General features: G+C 73.8%; 17 protein-coding genes. 8 read left to right on the top strand and 9 right to left on the bottom strand.

Annotated elements, in window-relative coordinates; genetic code table 11:
• Positions 1 to 12 precede the first annotated feature (12 nt).
• On the top strand, positions 13 to 465 hold the full coding sequence (locus IF129_RS21855) for a DUF2550 domain-containing protein (protein WP_191211485.1): 453 nt from the start codon (positions 13 to 15) through the stop codon (positions 463 to 465).
• A 326-nt stretch (positions 466 to 791) separates the two neighbouring features.
• Here the strand turns inward: IF129_RS21855 and IF129_RS21850 are convergent, their stop codons facing one another.
• The 3 genes from IF129_RS21850 to IF129_RS21840 form a co-directional block, all read right to left on the bottom strand.
• Positions 792 to 2,381, bottom strand: coding sequence for a glycosyl hydrolase family 18 protein (locus IF129_RS21850; protein ID WP_191211484.1), 1,590 nt, complete (start codon positions 2,379 to 2,381; stop codon positions 792 to 794).
• A gap of 347 nt (positions 2,382 to 2,728) precedes the next feature.
• A complete protein-coding gene (locus IF129_RS21845; protein ID WP_191211483.1) occupies positions 2,729 to 3,379 on the bottom strand; it encodes a response regulator in 651 nt (216 codons plus the stop codon).
• Entirely contained in the window at positions 3,376 to 4,563 is a 1,188-nt protein-coding gene (locus IF129_RS21840; protein WP_191211482.1) for a sensor histidine kinase, read from the bottom strand. Before IF129_RS21840 ends, IF129_RS21845 begins: the two co-directional genes overlap by 4 nt.
• A gap of 151 nt (positions 4,564 to 4,714) precedes the next feature.
• On the opposite strand from IF129_RS21840, the gene IF129_RS21835 reads away from it, so the two are divergent.
• Positions 4,715 to 5,302, top strand: coding sequence for a hypothetical protein (locus tag IF129_RS21835; RefSeq protein ID WP_191211481.1), 588 nt, complete (start codon positions 4,715 to 4,717; stop codon positions 5,300 to 5,302).
• Here the strand turns inward: IF129_RS21835 and IF129_RS21830 are convergent.
• Complete coding sequence (locus tag IF129_RS21830; protein WP_191211522.1) at positions 5,279 to 5,668, bottom strand: MerR family transcriptional regulator; 390 nt, start codon at positions 5,666 to 5,668, stop codon at positions 5,279 to 5,281. The two genes, IF129_RS21835 and IF129_RS21830, sit on opposite strands and share 24 nt — an antisense overlap.
• Positions 5,669 to 5,732: 64 nt before the next feature.
• Here IF129_RS21830 and IF129_RS21825 point away from each other — a divergent pair, with 64 nt between their 5' ends.
• The 4 genes from IF129_RS21825 (at position 5,733) to IF129_RS21810 (ending at position 10,338) form a co-directional block, all read left to right on the top strand.
• A complete protein-coding gene (locus IF129_RS21825; protein ID WP_191211480.1) occupies positions 5,733 to 6,890 on the top strand; it encodes an alkene reductase in 1,158 nt (385 codons plus the stop codon).
• A 115-nt stretch (positions 6,891 to 7,005) separates the two neighbouring features.
• A complete protein-coding gene (locus IF129_RS21820; protein WP_191211479.1) occupies positions 7,006 to 8,469 on the top strand; it encodes an aldehyde dehydrogenase family protein in 1,464 nt (487 codons plus the stop codon).
• A gap of 13 nt (positions 8,470 to 8,482) precedes the next feature.
• Complete coding sequence (locus IF129_RS21815; RefSeq protein WP_191211478.1) at positions 8,483 to 10,036, top strand: GMC family oxidoreductase; 1,554 nt, start codon at positions 8,483 to 8,485, stop codon at positions 10,034 to 10,036.
• A 95-nt stretch (positions 10,037 to 10,131) separates the two neighbouring features.
• Entirely contained in the window at positions 10,132 to 10,338 is a 207-nt protein-coding gene (locus IF129_RS21810; RefSeq protein ID WP_191211477.1) for an antitoxin, read from the top strand.
• Between the two features lie 76 nt (positions 10,339 to 10,414).
• Here IF129_RS21810 and IF129_RS21805 read toward each other — a convergent pair whose 3' ends face one another.
• The 4 genes from IF129_RS21805 to IF129_RS21790 all read right to left on the bottom strand — a co-directional run bounded on the left by IF129_RS21805 (position 10,415) and on the right by IF129_RS21790 (position 15,507).
• Complete coding sequence (locus IF129_RS21805; protein ID WP_318153883.1) at positions 10,415 to 11,032, bottom strand: class I SAM-dependent methyltransferase; 618 nt, start codon at positions 11,030 to 11,032, stop codon at positions 10,415 to 10,417.
• A gap of 76 nt (positions 11,033 to 11,108) precedes the next feature.
• Positions 11,109 to 13,910 (bottom strand): type 1 periplasmic-binding domain-containing protein, encoded by a 2,802-nt coding sequence (locus IF129_RS21800; RefSeq protein WP_191211475.1) that lies wholly within the window; start codon positions 13,908 to 13,910, stop codon positions 11,109 to 11,111.
• Positions 13,911 to 14,006: 96 nt separating this feature from the next.
• A complete protein-coding gene (locus tag IF129_RS21795) occupies positions 14,007 to 14,825 on the bottom strand; it encodes an SDR family NAD(P)-dependent oxidoreductase (protein WP_191211474.1) in 819 nt (272 codons plus the stop codon).
• Between the two features lie 34 nt (positions 14,826 to 14,859).
• Entirely contained in the window at positions 14,860 to 15,507 is a 648-nt protein-coding gene (locus IF129_RS21790; protein ID WP_191211473.1) for a hypothetical protein, read from the bottom strand.
• Between the two features lie 279 nt (positions 15,508 to 15,786).
• Here IF129_RS21790 and hemC point away from each other — a divergent pair, with 279 nt between their 5' ends.
• Positions 15,787 to 16,719, top strand: a complete 933-nt coding sequence (gene hemC, locus IF129_RS21785) for a hydroxymethylbilane synthase (RefSeq protein ID WP_191211472.1) — start codon at positions 15,787 to 15,789, stop codon at positions 16,717 to 16,719.
• A 58-nt stretch (positions 16,720 to 16,777) separates the two neighbouring features.
• On the opposite strand, the gene IF129_RS21780 is transcribed toward hemC, so the two are convergent.
• Positions 16,778 to 17,350: a cob(I)yrinic acid a,c-diamide adenosyltransferase gene (locus tag IF129_RS21780; RefSeq protein WP_191211471.1), complete on the bottom strand. Its 573-nt coding sequence runs from the start codon at positions 17,348 to 17,350 to the stop codon at positions 16,778 to 16,780.
• 318 nt (positions 17,351 to 17,668) lie between these two features.
• Between IF129_RS21780 and IF129_RS21775 the strand changes: the two genes are divergently transcribed.
• Positions 17,669 to 18,520: a 3-hydroxyacyl-CoA dehydrogenase family protein gene (locus IF129_RS21775; RefSeq protein WP_224755364.1), complete on the top strand. Its 852-nt coding sequence runs from the start codon at positions 17,669 to 17,671 to the stop codon at positions 18,518 to 18,520.
• Positions 18,521 to 18,634: the final 114 nt, after the last annotated feature.

Raw genomic sequence — 18,634 nt, 5'->3', positions numbered from 1 at the left:
GGTCGGTGACACGTGACCCTCGCCCTGGTGCTGTGCGGGCTGTTCGTGGCGCTGGTGCTGACGGCGCTGTTCGTCTTCGGGCTGCGCCGCCGGCTGATCCAGCGGTCGGGCGGCACGTTCGACTGCAGCCTGCGCTGGGACGTGCCCAAGGAGGAGAGCGAGGAGCCGACCGGCAGGGGCTGGAGCTACGGCATCGCCCGCTACCGGGGTGACCGCGTCGAGTGGTACCGCGTCTTCTCCTACGCGCTCCGGCCGCGCCGACTGCTCGTGCGTGAGGCCGTCGAGGTCCTCCGCCGCCGTACCCCGCAGGGCGAGGAGGAGCTGGCGCTGCTCTCCGACGCCGTCGTCCTCAGCTGCCTGCACGACGGCACCCCGGTGGAGCTGGCGATGAGCGAGGACGCCCTGACGGGGTTCCTCGCCTGGCTGGAGGCCGCGCCCCCCGGCCAACGCGTCAACGTCGCGTAGACCTTCCGCTCCCCCCCTCGAACCGTTCACCGGCCCGGCACCCCGCAGGGTGCCGGGCCGTGTCGTGTCCGTGGCCCGGCCCGGGGCGATGGGACGCCCGCCCGCAGCTCTCGCGCCGCCCCGGCGCCGGTGCGGACACGGGGCGTCGCCCGTTTCCCGAGGCTCCGGCCGGGCCCGACGCCTGCCCCCTGACCCCTGATCCCCGGCCTCTCCTGCGCGCTGCGGGGGTCCGGGTGCGGGGGAGCACGCTCCACACACGAAGGAGCCGGGGAGACGGCGGGCGGGCCGTCTCCCCGGCGATCGGGGGGTGGGTCAGATCGAGCGGGTCAGCCGTTGAGGCCCTGGTGGATGGCGGTCACCAGCTCACCGTTCGCGGTGTCGCCACTGGTCTCCCAGAAGAACGCACCGCCCAGGCCCTGCTGCTTGGCCCAGTTCATCTTGCCCTTGATGGTGCTGGGCGTGTCGTAGCTCCACCACTGGTCACCGCACTTGGCGTATGCGGTGCCCGCGATGGTCCCGGTGGCCGGGCAGCGCTGCTTGAGGACCTTGTAGTCCTCGATGCCGGCCTCGTAGGTGCCCGGAGCCGCACCGGTCGCGGTGCCGCCCGGCTCGGCCTGCGTCACGCCGGTCCAGCCGCGGCCGTAGAAGCCGATGCCGAGGAGGAGCTTCTTGGCGGGCACGCCCTTGGCCTTCAGCTTGGCGATCGCGTCGGCGGAGTTGAAGCCCTCCTGCGGGATGCCGTTGTACGACGTCAGCGGCGAGTGGGGGGCCGTGGGACCGGTCTTGTTCCAGGCGCCGAAGAAGTCGTACGTCATGACGTTGTACCAGTCGGTGTACTGCGCCGCACCGGCGTAGTCCGCCTTGTCGATCTTGCCGCCGCTGGAGGCGTCGGCGGTGATCGCGGCCGTCACGAGCTGGTCCTGGCCGAACTTGGCACGGAAGGCCTGCATCATCTTCCGCATCGAGTCCGGGCCGCTGTTGTCACAGCTGAGACCGCAGGCGTTGGGGTACTCCCAGTCCAGGTCGATGCCGTCGAAGAGACCGGCCCAGCGCGGGTCGTACACCAGGTCGTGGCAGGACGACGCGAAGGCGGCCGGGTTCTTCATGGCGTCACCGAAGCCGCCGGACCAGGTCCAGCCGCCGAAGGACCACAGGATCTTGATGTGCGGGTAGGCCTTCTTCAGCTTCAGGAGCTGGTTGAAGTTGCCGCGCAGGGGCTGGTCCCAGGTGTCGGCCTTGCCGTCCACGGAACCCGCCGCGGTGTACGCCTTGTCGATGGCGGCGTAGCTGTCGCCCATCGTGCACTTGCCGCCCTGCACGTTGCCGAACGAGTAGTTGATGTGCGTCAGCTTCTCGGCGGCACCGGAGGTGACCAGGTCCTTGACGTGGTAGTCGCGGCCGTAGACGCCCCACTCGGTGAAGTAGCCCAGGTTGATGTGCTGACCGGGCGGCGTGGGCGTCGGGTTCGGGTCGGTGGGGGTCGGGTTCGGGTCCGTCGGCGTCGGCGTCGGGTCCGTGGGGGTCGGTGTCGGGTCGGGACCGCCGGAGCCGTCACACGCCTTGCCGTTGATCAGGCAGCCGCTGGGCGCGCCCGAACCGGTGCCACCGAAGCCGAAGCTGACGCTGGCACCGGGGGCGATGGTGCCGTTCCAGCCCAGGTTGACGGCGGTGTAGTGGTCACCGCTCTTGGTGACCTTCGCTTCCCAGTGGCTGGTCACCGCGGTGCCGGAGGGGAAGTCCCACTCCAGCTCCCAGCTGTTCAGCGTGGTGTCACCGGTGTTCTTGATGGTCCACTTGCCTTCGAAGCCCGTTCCCCAGTCGGCGGTCCGGGTGAACGTGGCCGTGGCCTCCTCGGCCGCCTGAGCCGGGGTGGCCATGAAGACCAGACCGCCGGCGGGGATGAGCAGGGCCGCCATGACTGCGAGAGCCCGGCGTCCGGTTCGACGTCTCGTGCTGCGTTGTGTATTCAACAGCGCTCCATGAGCTGGGGCCGGTGGGGGCCGGTCCGATGGGGGTTTCTGCGCCGCCCGTGGAAGGCGTGACGTGCCTCACGCCCTCCCGCAGTTGTCAGGGACACTAAGGAGGTCTGGACCACTGGTCAATAGGTCTGGACCAAATCCGACGCAACCTAAGGTTCCCTTAAGGCGCCGCTGAGTTGGGCCCGGGACGCCGTGCGGGCGACCCCTTCTGTACGCCTGCAACGAGGGCGTGACGGGCCCTGCCGCCCGCTGTACGGCGGGCGCTGAGGCGGCGTCAGGGGACGTCAGGAGGGCGAGACGCCCCACTCCCTGGCCAGTACGGCGGCCTGCGTCCGGCTGCGCAGCCCGAGCTTCCGCAGGACGCGGCTGACGTGCGTCTTCACGGTGGCCTCGGCCATCGAGAGCCGGGCTGCGACCTCCGCGTTGGAGTGGCCCTCGCCCAGCAGCGCCAGCACCTCCCGCTCCCGTGCCGTCAGGGTGCCCAGTTCGGGAGGCGCCTGTGCGGGTGCGACGGCCGGGTCGGCGAACTCGGCGATGAGCCGCCGGGTCACGGAGGGCGCGATCGTCCCCTCGCCGCCCGCCACGGTCCGGACGGCGTCGACGAGCCCCGCCGCGTCGGTGTTCTTCAGCAGGAAGCCGGCCGCACCGGCCCGCAGCGCCCCGAACACGTAGGCGTCCAGGTCGAACGTCGTCAGGACGAGGACGTCGGCCAGCCGCGCGGCGACGATCTCCCGGGTGGCCGAGACGCCGTCCAGGCGCGGCATCTGCACGTCCATCAGGACGACGTCGGGTCGCAGTTCGCGGGCCAGCCGCACGGCCTCCTCCCCGTCCCCGGCCTCCCCGACGACGTCGATCCCCGGCGCGCCGCGCAGGATGAGCACCAGGCCGGACCGAACGGAGGCCTGGTCCTCGGCGACGAGTACCCGGATCGTCACGTGCGCTCAGCTCCTTCGCTCAGGGGCAGCCGGGCCCGCACCCGCCACACGTCCCCGTCCGGCCCGGCGGCGAACGTGCCGCCGAGCAGTTCGACCCGTTCCCGCATGCCGACGAGCCCGGCGCCCGAGCCGGGAACCCGGGGGCCGGCCCGGCCGAGCGGCGAGCACACGGTGACCGTCAGATCGCCCGCCCGCTCCAGGCGCACGCTCACCTCACCGGGGGCGGCGTGCTTGAGCGCGTTGGTCAGGGCCTCCTGCACGACGCGGTAGGCGGCCAGCTCCACCGGTGCCGGGACGCCCCCGGCCTCCGCCGGGCCGTCGTGGAGGGCGAAGCGCAGCCCGTCCGCCGCGCCGCCCGACCGGGCGTGGGCGACGAGAGCGGGCAGGCCGTCCAGCGTGGGCCGGGTGGCGAGCTCCTCCCCGTCGTCGGACTCCTCGCGCAGGATGCCGATCAGCCGCCGCATCTCCGCCAGCCCCTGCACGCTGCTCTCCCGGATGACGCCCAGCGCTCGCGAGGTGGCGGCCGCGTCGTCGACGCTCTGCGCCGCCGTGGCGTGCAGGGCGATGGCGGAGAGGTGGTTGGCCACCAGGTCGTGCAGCTCCCGGGCCATCCGCGCCCGTTCGGACGCGACGGCCTGAGTGCGGTCCATCTCCGCCAGCAGTGCCGTCTGCTCGGCCCGCAGCCGCTCGGCGGCCGCCGCGTCACGGTGGTTGCGCACGAGCAGCCCCGTGTAGGCGGGCGCGGCGGTGACCAGGGCGAACAACATGCCCAGCACCAGTCCCTCCGGCTCGCGCAGCAGGGCCAGCATGCCGAGGGTGAAGGCCACGCCCACCACGAGCGTCCACAGCGGCAGCAGCCGTGCCCGCCGGGCGCTGCCGTACATGACGGCGGCGTACATGACGTCGGTGAACAGGAGCAGCGTCGCCAGGAGCCCGCCCGTCAGCTGGTCGCCGACGAGCGCGAGGTAGGCGACCGCCACCACCCAGGGCCTCGGGTCGCGGCGCCGCAGCACGGCCACGCACATGAGCAGCAGCGGAAGTACGGCCCACCCGCCGTACTTCCGGCCGAAGCCCTGGTGCGTGGTGAACACCTCAAGCCGCCACAGCAGCAGCCCCGCGAGCAGCCCGGCGACGGCGATCAGCACGTCCGAGCGGTGCGGGCGCGGCGAGAGGACGAACGGCATGGGCCCCATCCCAGCACGTCCGGGGCCGTCGCCGCCTCCGCCCCCCGGTGGAGGCGGCGGGTACATCGAAAGATGCAGGGGCGGATCGTCACCGGCGACGACGACCGGGCCGGCCCCGGCGGAGAGGCTGGAGGCACGGAAAGGAGCCGTCGTGCTGCTCGCCCTCATCATCGCCGCCGAGATCGGGTTCTGGGTCCTGCTCGCGCTCGGTCTCGCCCTGCGCTACCTCGCCCGCATGCCCCGCGCCGGGCTGGCCGTCCTGCTGTGCGAACCCCTGCTGGAGGTCGTGCTGCTCGTGGCCACCGCCGCCGATCTGAGGGACGGCGGGGAGCCGGGTTGGCGGCACGGGTTGGCGGCGGTCTACATCGGCTTCACGGTCACCCACGGCCACTACCTCGTCCGCTGGGCCGACGCCCGGTTCGCCCACCGGTTCGCGGGCGGCCCGCCGCCGGTGCGGCCGCCGCGCTACGGGAGCGCGCGGGCCGCGCACGAGTGGCGGATGAGTGCCCGGGCCATCGGCGCCGCCGCCATCGCCGCCGGGCTGTTGCAGGCGGCGATCTGGTACGTCGGTGACGCGGGTGACGTGGCGCCGCTGCGCGCGTGGCAGGGCCGGATGGAGTACGTCGCCGGTCTGGCCGTGCTCATCGCGCTCGGCTACACCATCTGGCCCAAGCGGCCGCCGAAAGGCGCGGCCGGGGACCGCGCATCCGCCGCCTCAGCCGGGAGGCCGCAGCGGTGAGCGGGGCGGCGGCGCCGAGGCGTCCTCGATCACCTCGTCCAGGATGTCGCGGGTCCGGAGCAGGTCGGTGATCATGCGGTCGATGCGGGCCCGTTCCGCCGTCAGCTCGGTGACCAGCCGCCCCGTGGCGATCTCGGACGGGCCGCCGTCCGCGTCGCGCAGGCAGGGGAGCAGCGTCGCGATCCGGCGGCTGTTGAGCCCGGCCGCGTAGAGCGCCTGGATGCGCACGACCCGGTCGACGGCCCACGCGCCGTAGCGCCGCTGCCCGCCCGGCGTCCGCTCGGCCCGCAGCAGGCCCTGCGTCTCGTAGTAGCGCAGCGAGCGCTCGCTCACGCCGCTGCGCCGGGCCAGTTCGCCGATCCGCATGCCGCCTCCACCGGGTGCCGCCGGACTTGAACCTGACATGGATGTCACCTTTTACCGTACCGGCATGACGCACACGACAACGCCGTCCCCGCTCCTCGAACCGGCCCGGCTCGGCGCGCTCGACCTGCCCAACCGCCTCGTGATGGCGCCGCTGACCCGCAACCGTGCGGACGCCGACGGGGTGCCGGGGCCCCTCATGGCCACCTACTACGCGCAGCGCGCCACGGCCGGCCTGATCATCGCCGAGGCCACCACGCCCAACGCCGTGGGCCGGACGTACCCCGGCACCCCGGCCATCCACACGGCGGCCCAGATCGCCGGGTGGCGCCGGGTCACCGACGCCGTCCGGGCCGCCGGGGGACGGATGTTCCTCCAGCTCCAGCACGGCGGACGCGTGGGCCACCCCGACACCAGCGGCCTGACGCCCCTCGCCCCCTCCCCGGTCCCGCTGCCGGAGACGATCCACACGCCCGGCGGGCGCCGCCCCGCCGTCGTGCCGCGCGCCATGACGGCCGACGACGTACGCGCCACCGTCACCGACTTCGCCCGCGCCGCCCGCAGCGCCGTCGAAGCCGGCTTCGCGGGGGTGGAGGTGCACGCAGCCAACGGGCACCTCCTGCACCAGTTCATCGCGCGCGGGACCAACCTCCGCACCGACGCCTACGGCGGCACGGTCGAGGGGCGCGTCCGCTTCCCCGTCGAGGTGGTCCGGGCGGTCGCCGAGGCGATCGGGCCCGGCCGGGTCGGAGTGCGCGTCTCCCCGGGCGCCACCTTCAACGGCATCGAGGAGAGCGCCTCCGACGAGGTCTACCCCGCCCTGGTCGCCGCCCTGGCGCGGATCGGCCCGGTGTACCTGCACCACGAGTTCGCCGACCCCGACCGGCCCCCCTTCCGCACCCTGCGCGCCGCCTGGCCCGGCACCCTGATCGCCAATCCCGCCCTCGGCGCGGGAGCACCGCCCCCGGACGGCGGCCGAGCGGCGGGGGAGGCCCTGCTGCAGGCGGGGGCCGACCTCGTCTCCCTGGGACGCGCCTTCCTGGCCAACCCCGACCTCGTCGAGCGGCTCCGCCTCGGCGCACCCCTCAACGCGCTGCGCGAGCGGCACATGATGTACGTGGGCGGGGCCACCGGCTACACCGACTACCCGACGCTGGCCCCGGCGCGTGCGGGGGCGGTCCGCGGCGAGGGCCCGGTCGCGGGTCCGGGGACGACCCGGCACTGACCCGACAGGGTGCTTCCGCGCCCCGGGGGGCCGAAACCGGCGGTGCGCCGGGTGGCCAGGTGGCGCGCTCCGTTCGATGGTGGTGCTTCCTGCCACCGTCCGAGGGAGTGCCCGCGTGCCCGAGCTGTACATCGACGGTGAATGGGTGGCGGCGGCCGGCGGTCGGCACGACGTCGTCAACCCGTTCGACGCCTCCGTCGTCACCACCGTGGACGACGCCGACGAGACGGACGTCGACCGGGCCGTGCGGGCCGCGCGGCGGGCGTTCGACTCCGGCGTGTGGTCCGACGCCCCCACCCGCCACCGCGCCGACCTGCTGCACCGCGTGCACCGCTTCCTGCTGCGGGACAAGGAGGAGATCGCCCGCACCGAGACGCTGGACACGGGCAAGACGCTCACCGAGGCCCGCATCGACGTCGACGACGTGGCGAACTGCTTCCGCTACTTCGCCGAGATCGCCGACAAGGACGGCGGCCGGGTGCTGGACATCGGCCCCGACGTCCTCAGCCGCGTCGTGCACCACCCGGTCGGCGTGTGCGCGCTCATCGCCCCGTGGAACTACCCGCTGCTCCAGGCGTCCTGGAAGGTCGCACCGGCGCTCGCGGCCGGGAACACCTTCGTCCTCAAACCGAGCGAGACGACGCCGCTCACCACCCTGCACATGATCCGGCTGATCGCCGAGGCGGGCGCGCCGCCCGGGGTGGCCAACCTCGTCCTCGGTCCGGGCGCCACGGTCGGCGCCGCGATGACGTCCCACCCCGAGGTCGACCTCGTCTCCTTCACCGGCGGGCTGGACACCGGGCGGCGGATCATGGCGGCGGCGGCCGACGGCGTCAAGACGATCGCCCTCGAACTGGGCGGGAAGAACCCGAACATCGTCTTCGCGGACGCGGACTTCGACGCCGCGCTCGACTACGCGCTCGACGCGGCGTTCCTGCACTCGGGTCAGGTCTGCTCGGCCGGCTCGCGGCTCTTGGTCGAGGACGCCGTCCACGACCGCTTCGTGGCGGCGCTCGCCGACCGGGCCTCCCGCATCCGGCTGGGCGACGGCCTGGCCGAGGGCACGGAGTCCGGACCGCTCAGCTCGGCCGAGCACCGGGCCAAGGTGGAGGAGTACCTGGAGATCGGCCGGGCCGAGGGCGCCCGCGTGGCCTGCGGCGGACGGCGGCCCGACGACCCGGAGCTCCAGCGCGGGTTCTTCCTCCTGCCCACCGTCTTCGCCGACTGCGACCGCTCGATGCGCGTCGTCCGGGAGGAGATCTTCGGCCCCGTCGTCACCGTGGAGCGCTTCCACACCGAGGACGAGGCCGTGGCACTGGCCAACGACACGCGGTACGGCCTGGCCGGCGGGCTGTGGACGAGCGAGGCGAGCCGCGCGCAGCGGGTGGCGAACCGGCTGCGGCACGGCACGGTGTGGATCAACGACTTCCACCCCTACGTGCCACAGGCCGAGTGGGGCGGTTTCGGCCGCTCCGGCATCGGGCGCGAGCTGGGCCCCTCGGGGCTGCACGAGTACCAGGAGAGCAAGCACATCTACCAGAACCTCGCGCCGGCACCGTCCGGCTGGTTCAAGGGCTGAGGGGGCCGCACCCATGGCGACGACGGCAGCCGGCGAGACGGCGTACGACTACGTGATCATCGGCGGGGGTACGGCGGGCTCGGTGCTCGCCGCCCGCCTCTCGGAGAACCCCGACCACCGCGTCGCCGTCATCGAGGGCGGCCCCAGCGACGTCGGCGACGAACGCATCCTGAAGCTGCGCAACTGGATCAACCTGCTCGACTCGGACTTCGACTACCGCTACACCACCGTCGACCAGCCGCGCGGCAACTCCCACATCCTGCACTCGCGCGCCCGCGTCCTCGGCGGCTGCTCCTCCCACAACACCCTCATCAGCTTCCTCCCCCTGCCGGAGGACCTCACGGAGTGGACCGAACGCGGCTGCGCGGGCTGGGACCCGCAGACGATCCTGCCCTACCGCGACCGGCTCCAGACCAACATCGTCCCCGTCGCCGAGGCCGACCGGAACCCGATCGCCGTCGACTTCGTCGCCGCGGCTGCCGCCGCGCTCGACGTCCCCGTCATCGACGACTTCAACGCCGAGCCCTTCCCCGACGGCACGGGCTTCTTCTCCCTCGCCTACGAGCCCGACACCGGCTACCGCTCCTCCGCCTCGGTGGCCTACCTCCACCCCGTCATGGACCGGCCGAACCTCACCCTGCTGCTGGAGACCTGGGCGTACCGGCTGCTGCCCGACGAGGACGGCCGCCACACCCGGGTCCGCGTCCGCCGCGCCGACGGCTCGACCACCGTCGTCCGCGCCGAGCGGGAGATCCTGCTCTGCGCGGGCGCCATCGACACCCCGCGGCTGCTCATGCTCTCCGGCATCGGCCCCGCCCAGGAGCTGCGCCGCCACGGCATCGACATCGTCGCCGACCTGCCGGGGGTGGGGGAGAACCTGCTGGACCACCCCGAGTCCGTCATCCTCTGGGAGACGCGCGGCCCGCTGCCGCCGAACTCGGCGATGGACTCCGACGCCGGACTCTTCGTGCGGCGCGACCGGGGCCGGCCCCGGCCGGACCTGATGTTCCACTTCTACCAGGTGCCCTTCACCGTCAACACGGCCCGCCTCGGCTACCCCGAACCGGAGTACGGCGTCTGCATGACGCCCAACGTGCCCCGCGCCCGCTCGATCGGGCGGATGTGGCTGCGCAGCGCCGACCCTACGGAGAAACCGGCCCTGGACTTCCGCTACTTCACCGACCCCGAGGGCTACGACGAGAAGACGATCGTCGACGGCCTGAAGCTCGCCCGACGGGTCGCCCGGGAGGAGCCGCTGAAGTCCTGGCTGCTGCGGGAGGTCGCCCCCGGACCGCACGTGGAGTCCGACGCGGAACTGTCCGCGTACGGGCGCCGCGCGGCGCACACCGTCTACCACCCGGCCGGCACCTGCCGCATGGGCGCGTCCGACGACCCCCTGGCCGTCCTGGACCCGAACCTGCGGCTGCGCGGCGTGGACGGGGTCCGCGTCGTCGACGCCTCCGTCTTCCCCACCATGCCGACGATCAACCCGATGGTGACCGTCCTCCTCGTGGCCGAGCGGGCCGCCGACCTCATCGCCGGCACCGCCTCCGGAGCGCGGGCCTGACCGCACCCGTCGCTGCTCACAGCCCTGCGGATGCGGATGTGCGGCAGGTGTGGTGATGCTGGACGAGGACACCGCAAACGGCGGAAGGAACAGCCATGTCCATGATGGATAAGCTCAAGGGAATGCTGAAGGGCCACCCGGAACAGACCCGCCAGGGCGTGGAGAAGGCGGGCGACGCCGTCGACGAGCGCACCGGGGGCAAGCACAGCAAGCACGTCGACACCGCGCAGGAGAAGCTCAACGAGCGGTTCGGCGACGAGCAGCCGCGCGGACGTGGCGAGGACCGCCCCCCGCAGTCCTGAAGCGGTGCACGGGCCGGGGACGCCCCCGCGCGAGGTCGTGGCGCGGGGGCGCCCGCACGCCGGGAGCGGCCGCGCGTCACGGGCGGACGGCCGTGCCGAGGATGTGGCCGCTCGACGGGGTCGCGCGTGCGGTGGCGGGGAAACGCAGGCGGCGCAGGCCGGTCACCTCGAAACCGGCCGCCGCGATCGCGGCGCCGGTGTCGCGCCCGGTGTGGCAGCCGCCCATCAGACGGGGCCACAGCGTGGCGTCCAGCACGCCCTGCACCCGGCGCATGCCCGGGCTCTCCGAGCGGACGTGCTCGAAGAACCGCAGCTCCCCGCCCGGCCGCAGCACCCGCCGCACCTCTCTGAGCGCCCGCTCCTGGTCGGCCACCGAGCACAGCACCAGGCAGGCCACCGCCGCGTCGAACGCACCGTCCGGGAACGGCAGCCCCTCGGCCGCGCCGTCCACGACGTCGACCGGCACCGGCGCCGTCCGGGCCGCCCGCCCGGCCATCGCGCGCAGGTGCCGCTCCGGCTCCACGGCCACCACCCGACGCACCGACGCCGGGTAGTGCGGGAAGTTCAGCCCGTTGCCCGCACCGATCTCCACCACCTCGCCGTCGAGCCCGGCGAGCAGGCTCCGCCGGTACGCGTCCACCCCGGCCCGCTCCAGCGCGGGCCCCGCCAGCCGGGCGTACAGCCGCGCGAACACCGGCCTGCTCCTGCCCGTCACCGCCGTCGCCCCCGCTCCGCTCTCCGCACGCCTCCACGCTCCCACGCCGAGCGGCTCAGCGCGGACACCCCGTGGCGGTGTCCCTCGGCTGGCCGGGGTGGAAGAGGTCACCGAGCATGAAGACGCAGCCGGGTGCCGACGCCAGGTCGTAGATGTCGGTCACCTCCAGCACCGCCAGGTTGCGGGTGTTCCCCACTCGGTCCTCCCGGAAGTCGACCTCGCCCGTCGCCCCCTGGAACGTGCTGTCGCGGAGCTGTTGGGCCACGGCGGCGCGGTGCGGGGCGGCGCCGGGTCCGGACGGGCCGAGGCGCTCGTGGAGGGCGGCCGTCGCGTCCACGAAGAGCCCGGCCACGTCGTAGGTGGTACCGGTGCGCTCGGCGGGCCACGGCATCTGCGGCGTCTCGTCCTCCGGGAGCGTGCGCGCCAGCTCGCGGTGCAGGTTCGCGTAGCCGGCGCAGAACGCGTCCAGTGGGGTGCCCGGACCCAGGAGGGACGCGGGCCGCCCCTCTTCGACGCAGGAGGACCCGGCCAGGGTGACCAGGGCCCCCATGCCCACGTAGGCCATCGGCTGGCCCGCCAGGGAGCTGTGTCGGCGGTTCTCCTTCTGGGCGACGAACCGCGACACGGCGTCGGCGGCGATGACGCGCGGCAGCCCGCGTCGGCTGGTGCAGCCTTTGGTCACGGACCTGATGAAGTCGAAGAAGGTGTTCTCCCGCCCTATGTAGTAGACGATCTCGTCCCCACGGTCGGTGTCGTCGGCACACAGCGACGCCACCTGCCCGACGGACCGCCAGCCCCGCGACTCCGTGGCCAGACCCGCCGCCCCCAACTCGGCACGCGTGGCGGTCAGGAGGCTGTCCACGTAGCTGTCCCCGTCCTCCGGGTGGTGGAGCGTGACCTTCCCCGCCCCCAGGTGCGTCGCGTACCGGGCGATCAGCCGGGCCTGCCGCGTGTTGTCGGGCACCATCTGGAAGTACAGGGGCGAGAGGTCGGCCAGCCCGGAGCCGGTGAGGGTGGTGCCGACGGCCGGGATCCCGGCCAGCCCGAGCTCCGTGATCGCCCGCTCGGTCTCCTCGACGGTCCGGTCGAGCCCCACCACGCCCAGCACCGAGGGGTCGGCGTCGAACAGCGGATGGAGCATGTCCCGCACCACCTCCGGTGCCTTGCGCATCCCGTCCCCGCCGTTGGCGACGATGATCCGCAGCAGCGGCTGCGTCTCCGACTTCACGTTCTGCGCCCGCTGCCGCAGCAGCAGCCCCTCCAGCTCCTCGGCGGCCGCGTGGTCGGTGTCGGGCGAGGCCGCCCGATGGGTGAGACCGACGAAGTGGACGATGCCCAGGTAGGGACGGCCGGGCTGCTGGTCGTGCAGCCGGGCGGCCACCTCGTTCTGCTCGAAGATGGCGGCCTGCGCGGCGCGGAGCCGGGGATTGGTGCCGAAGACCTGCACCGCGTTGTCGCTGTAGCCGATGCACTGGCGGTCCTTCCGGCCCAACTCGGCGACCCGCACGGAGACACCGTCGACGAAACCGGGCCGGACGTAGGCGCAGTCGGCGCTCCAGGACCTCACCACGTTCGCGGTGACCGGAAGCAGCGTCAGCACCAGCGCGGCGGACAGCAGCAGCTCGGCGACGCCCCGGCAGGCCGGCAGGGGAGCGGCGCGGGGCCGGAAGGACGCGACGGTCCGCCACGCGTCGCCCGCACCGGGGTCCTCATCGCCCTGACCGCTCTGCGGGGGCAGGCCGATCCACAGGTACCTGGCGTTCTCCACCAGCCGCTGCCGTCTGCCGGGCAGGGTGTTCAGCCAGTGCTCCAGCGCCCGGTGCGCCTCCCGGGGCGGGTGGGGCTCGGCCGACTCCTCCGCCTCGGGGGAGCTCGGCCGCCGCGGGGCCGCCGCCACGACCAGCAGCGGATCGAGCTCGCCGGTCTCGTTGCGGACCTCGTTGATGAGCCGCAGCAGCTCCCAGCCGCCGTTCTCCTCGGTCACGTTGTCCAGGAGCACCGTGGTGTAGGCGGTCCGCCGCCATCCGGAGCGTTTGGGCAGGAGGTGGCGGTGCCGCCGACGGTAGACCCGGCGCAGGTCCTCCAGGAAGGCGTGCACCAGCAGCTTCCTGACCTGCTCCGGATTCTCCGAGGCGCGCCGGCCCTCGGTGAGCCGCTCGGCGAACCCGGCGAAGCTCGTGGAGTGCCGGGGGACCATGTACGGCTGGCGGCGCATGAACCAACGCGCCTCGCGGCCCAGCCCGGGCACGCGGCGTCCGATCCGCCGCAGCCCCAGCCGTCGACCGGCCGCCACCAGCAGGTACAGCATCGAGCCCACCGTCCCGACGGAGGTCGGTGCGGCGGCGAACGCGCCGGTGAGCGCCGCCGCGTCGGACTCCCGCACCCGACCGCTCCGGCGTCGAAGGAGGTCGGCGATCTCCTGTTCGTGGCCCCCCTGTTCCGGGGACAGCCGCTGGGCCGTCAACCAGTCCGCGAGTCCGTAGAGCCCGAACCTCAGCGGACGCCCGCCGAACCGGTCGGCACCGAGCGCGGCGCTGAGCTCGTCCAGCAGCGGGAGGAGGGGAGGCGTCTGCCGGTCCGTGTTCGCCCAGCGGTCCAGGACGTGGTCGTCCACCGCGGCCGCGTCGAGATAGGCGTGCGGGACCTGCGGCGCGTCGTGGCCGCCGAGCGCCCGGTGCAGAGCCGGGAGGAAGTCGTTCGCGCCCTCCTCGCGGAGCAGGCACACCAGGGGTAACGGATGGTCGCCCCGCACCTCCGTGTCCGGCGTGCCGGACAGGAACCGCCGTCGCGCGATGAGGCTCCTGATCATGGACAGCAGCTCGTGCACCCCGGTGAACGACGGCCCCGATGCAGACATGTCCGGCAGGCTACCCGCGTGGGCCACCGGCGAGCAGTCCCTTTCGCGGGGGGTGTGACCGCCGCCCCCGAGGCCGCCGCAGGGGCGGTCGGGGCGTCAGGTGCGCAGGTGGGAGGCGCCGTTGAGGTCCAGGACGGTACCGGAGCTCCACTGCGCCTGCGGCGAGGCCAGCCACAGCACGGCGGCCGCGACCTCCTCCGGGGTGGCGACCCGGCCGAAGGGGCTCTGCGCCCGGATGCGCTCGCCCTCCGCGCCACGGAGGCGGTGGGCGACGCGGTCGGTGTCGATGAAGCCGGGCGCCACCGAGGCGACGGCGATCCCGTGCGGGGCGAGCGCCACCGCCAGCGACTGGCCCAGCGCGTGCAGCCCGGCCTTCGTCGCGCCGTAGGCCGGATGGTCGGGCTCACCGCGGAACGCCCCGCGGGAACCGACGTTGACGATCCGGCCGCCCGCCCCTTGGGCGATCATGTGCCGCGCGGCGGCGTGGGAGGCGTGCGCGGGCGCCAGCAGGTTGACGGCGACGTGGCGTTCCCAGGCGTCGGCCCACTCCGCCGCCCCCGTCCCGACCGGCGGATGCGGCGTGTTCACGGCGGCGTTGTTGACCAGCACGTCGACGCCGCCCAGTGCGGCGGCGGCCGCGTCCACCAGCTCCGCCGCCCGCCCGGGCGCCGCCAGGTCCGCCCCGAGCACCACGTGTCCGGTGCCCTCCAGGCCCGCCGCCGTGGCTTCCGCCTCGGCCCGCCGGGTGCCGTAGTGGACGGCCACCCGGTCCCCGGCGGCGGCGAACGCCCGCGCCACGGCCCGGCCGAGACCGCGCGCCGCGCCCGTCACCAGCACCCGTCGGCCGGTGGCGGGGAAGCCGACGGCGTCGGGGGCGTCGGGTCGTCGCGGAGCGGGTGCGGCGTCGTCCGGCACGGGGCGGTCCTCTCGGATCGGGCGGGGCCTCACCCTACGACGCGGGCAGCCGGGCGGAGTGGCGCAGGTCGGCGGTGAAGCGCGCGGCCTCCTCCCGGCTGATCCGCCCGCTCGCCCGCGAGACGACGACCATGCCCGCGGTGCTGTGGTCCGCCCACATGCAGAACTGCGTCTCCTGCGGCTCCTCGGACCGCAGGCCGGTGCCCACCGCCAGCCGGCACGTCACGACGGCGTCCTCGGCACCCTCCGGGGTGACGCGCCCGGGCTCGCCGCGAAGCTCCGTCGTCGCGTCGGGGTCCTGCGCCACGGCGGCGTCGAGCTGCGCGAAGGCGGCGTCCACGGCGTGTGCCGGGTCGTCGACGCGGCCCCAGGCTCCGGCGAAGATGGCGAACTGCTCCTCGCCGTCCGCGTAGTTGGCGTTGACGGTCGTCGCGTTCTCGACGCCGAAGGCCGCGACGGTCCGCTCGGCGCCCTCGGGCAGGACGGCGTCTCCGGTGCGGTAGGAGGTACCGGCCGCCTCCGGTGGCAGCAGCCGGTGCGGCCCGTCGTCGGGGACGCCGTCGTGGTCACCGGCGAGGAGGACCACCCCGGCCGTGACGACCCCCACGGCCAGCCCGCCGAGGACGAGGCCGAGGGCACCGACCCCGCGGCCTGAGGGGGTGGCGGGGGCGCTGGTGTTCAAGGGGCCTACCTCCGGTACGAGCCGGTCGGCGCTGCCCGGAGCGGCGCCACCACGTGCGGGACGGGGCCATTACAGACCAGGGCACGGCCCTCCGCCTAGCCTCCGGGCCCGATCGTTACCAGCGGGTAGGACGGTCGGGTCCGAGCGGCGCCGGTCGGGTCGGTTCCGCAGGGGTGCCCGGCGTCATCGTGCCCGGTCGGGCGACCGGGGGCCGCGAAGGGGCCGAAGGATGCCGGACGGGCGTCGGGCGACGGTGATCTGACGGACTATCGTGTGTCCATGGCCGTGCCTGAGTTGATCCGTATCGTGTCGCGTTCCTCCCCGATGGCCCTGGCCCAGGTCGAGCGGGTGCGCGCCGAACTGGCCGTACTGCACCCGGGCGTGCGCACGGAGGTCGTCCCCGTCACCACGGCGGGCGACCGGTGGATGGGCGACCTGGCGCGGCTCGGCGGGAAGGGCGCGTTCACCAAGGAGGTCGACGCCGCGCTGCTGGCCGGTGCGGCCGACCTCGCGGTGCACTGCGTCAAGGACATTCCGGCCGACCGCCCGCTCCCCGCCGGTACGACGTTCGCCGCCTTCCTCCAGCGCGACGACGTGCGCGACGCCCTGATCCACCCCGGCGGCCTCACCCTCGACGAGCTGCCGGCCGGGACCCGCGTCGGGACGTCGTCGGTGCGCCGCAGGGCGCAGCTCGCCGCCTCGCACCCGCATCTGGAGTGCGTGCCCATGCGCGGCAACGCCGGGCGCCGGATGGAGAAGCTGGCGGCCGGGGACGCCGACGCGCTGCTGCTGGCCGTCTCGGGGCTGGAGCGCATCGGGCGGATGGACGTCGCCACGGACGTCCTGTCGGTGGAGACGATGTGCCCGCCGATCGGCGCGGGCATCCTCGCCCTCCAGTGCCGGGAGGACGACGCCGAACTCGTCGACGCCGTCAGCGGCCTCGGCGATCCGGCGACGCACCGCGAGGCCACCGCCGAGCGGATGTTCCTGCACGTGCTCCAGGGGCACTGCAACAGCCCGATCGCCGGGTACGCGCGGGCCGGGCGGGACGATCTGTCGCTGCGTGCCTGCGTCTTCACGCCCGACGGCAAGACCGTGCTCAACGCCCACGAATGGGCGGGCCGACTCGACCCGGCGACCCTCGGCACGTCCGTCGCCGTCGCGCTCCTGCGGCAGGGCGCCCGCGAACTGATCGACGGCATCGCGCACTGAGCGCGCGTACCGGGCCCGGCGGGGGAGACGCCCCGCCGGGCGGTGGGTCGGCGTCGGCTCAGCGGTTCTCGCCGGGCACCCACAGGACGTCGCCCCGGGCCTTGTTCGCCGTCCGGGCCAGGATGAAGAGCAGGTCCGAGAGCCGGTTGAGGTAGGTCGCCGTGAGGGGGTTCATCGTCTCGCCGTGCTCGGCCAGCGCCGCCCAGGTGGAGCGTTCGGCGCGGCGGACGACCGTGCACGCCTGGTGCAGCAGGGCGGCTCCGGGCGTCCCGCCCGGCAGGATGAAGCTGCGCAGCTTCTCCACCTCCGCGAGGAAGGTGTCGCAGTCGGTTTCCAGCCGGTCCACGTACGTCTGCTCGACTCGCAGCGGCGGGTACTTCGGGTCCTCCACGACGGGCGTGCAGAGGTCGGCGCCGACGTCGAAGAGGTCGTTCTGCACCCGGGTGAGGACCGTGACGAGGTCCTCCGCCAGGTCGCCGAGGGCGATGGCCACGCCGATCGCCGCGTTTGCCTCGTTCGCGTCGGCGTACGCCGAGATGCGGGTGTCCGTCTTCGGCGTGCGGCTCATGTCGCCCAGCGCCGTCGTGCCGTCGTCGCCGGTGCGGGTGTAGATGCGCGTCAGGTTGACCATGGGGCCGAGGTTAGCCCGGCCGGGCGTCCGGTCGGGAGCGGGCCGTGGCGGGCCGGCCGCCCGCCCCGACCCGCCGTGCCGCGCGCGGACGCCCGCGTTCCGGCGGGCTCCGCGTCCGCCCGGCCGTGGCCCGGCCGACGGATCGGGGGACCGGTCCGGGCCGTCAACTGGCCGGGAGCGCACGGGCGATAACGATCCGATGTGATGTCCGTCTGGTGAGACGTGACACGCATCTCTTCGCCACCCACGCCCCGCTCACGGACGCTATGGTCCGCCTGAGAGCACGCACAGGTGACTGTTTTATGAGGGGACACGACGTTGGTAGCCAGGAAGCTCGCCGTCATCGGAGCCGGACTCATGGGTTCCGGCATCGCGCAGGTCTCCGCCCAGGCGGGCTGGAACGTCGTCCTGCGTGACGTCACCGACGAGGCGCTGGCCCGGGGCCGGGGCGGCATCGAGGCCTCCTACGCGAAGTTCGTCGCCAAGGGGAAGCTGACCGCCGAGGACGCCGAGGCCGCGCTCGCCCGGATCACCACCACGACGGAGCTCGACGCCGCCGCCGACGCCGACGTCGTCGTGGAGGCCGTCTTCGAGAAGCTGGAGGTCAAGCAGGAGATCTTCCGCACGCTCGACGGCCTGGTGAAGGACGAGGCCGTCCTGGCGTCCAACACCTCCGCCATCCCGATCACCAAGATCGCCGCCGCCACCCGCCGCCCCGAGCGGGTCGTCGGCACCCACTTCTTCTCGCCGGTGCCGATGATGCAGCTGTGCGAGCTGGTGCGCGGTCTCAAGACCAGCGACGCGACCCTGGCCGCCGCCCGCGACTTCGCCGAGGGCGTGGGGAAGACCTGCATCGTGGTCAACCGGGACGTCGCCGGGTTCGTCACCACCCGGCTCATCACCGCCCTGGTGGTCGAGGCGGCCACACTGCGCGAGTCGGGTGTCGCCAGCGCCGAGGACATCGACATCGCCTGCAAGCTGGGCTTCGGGCACGCGATGGGCCCGCTGGCCACCGCCGACCTCACGGGCATCGACATCCTGCTCAACGCGGCGAACAACATCTACACCGAGTCGCAGGACGAGAAGTTCGCGGCGCCCGAGCAGATGCGCCGCATGGTCGACGCGGGCGACCTGGGCCGCAAGAGCGGCGAGGGCTACTACCGCTACTGAGCGGCCCACGCCGCCGGACGGCGGGACCCGTCACCCGACGGGGTGAATTCCGTATCGATTCACCCACGGACAGCAACTTCACCACCGGACCCACGGTCAGGTGTGGTGAGACAT

Source organism: Streptomyces chumphonensis (assembly GCF_014779715.1).
GTDB classification, from domain to species: Bacteria; Actinomycetota; Actinomycetes; order Streptomycetales; family Streptomycetaceae; genus Streptomyces; species Streptomyces chumphonensis.
The sequence above is the reverse complement of the archived record's forward strand: the minus strand, read 5'-3'. Positions and strand labels throughout refer to the sequence as shown.

Excerpts from the sequence above, each read along its gene's own strand:
- IF129_RS21815 (WP_191211478.1), top strand. The coding sequence starts at position 8,483 with ATGGCGACGACGGCAGCCGGCGAGACGGCGTACGACTACGTGATCATC.
- IF129_RS21840 (WP_191211482.1), bottom strand. The coding sequence starts at position 4,563 with ATGCCGTTCGTCCTCTCGCCGCGCCCGCACCGCTCGGACGTGCTGATC.
- hemC (WP_191211472.1), top strand. The coding sequence starts at position 15,787 with ATGGCCGTGCCTGAGTTGATCCGTATCGTGTCGCGTTCCTCCCCGATG.
- IF129_RS21800 (WP_191211475.1), bottom strand. The coding sequence starts at position 13,910 with ATGTCTGCATCGGGGCCGTCGTTCACCGGGGTGCACGAGCTGCTGTCC.
- IF129_RS21850 (WP_191211484.1), bottom strand. The coding sequence starts at position 2,381 with ATGGCGGCCCTGCTCATCCCCGCCGGCGGTCTGGTCTTCATGGCCACC.
- IF129_RS21825 (WP_191211480.1), top strand. The coding sequence starts at position 5,733 with ATGACGCACACGACAACGCCGTCCCCGCTCCTCGAACCGGCCCGGCTC.
- IF129_RS21810 (WP_191211477.1), top strand. The coding sequence starts at position 10,132 with ATGTCCATGATGGATAAGCTCAAGGGAATGCTGAAGGGCCACCCGGAA.
- IF129_RS21830 (WP_191211522.1), bottom strand. The coding sequence starts at position 5,668 with ATGCGGATCGGCGAACTGGCCCGGCGCAGCGGCGTGAGCGAGCGCTCG.
- IF129_RS21780 (WP_191211471.1), bottom strand. The coding sequence starts at position 17,350 with ATGGTCAACCTGACGCGCATCTACACCCGCACCGGCGACGACGGCACG.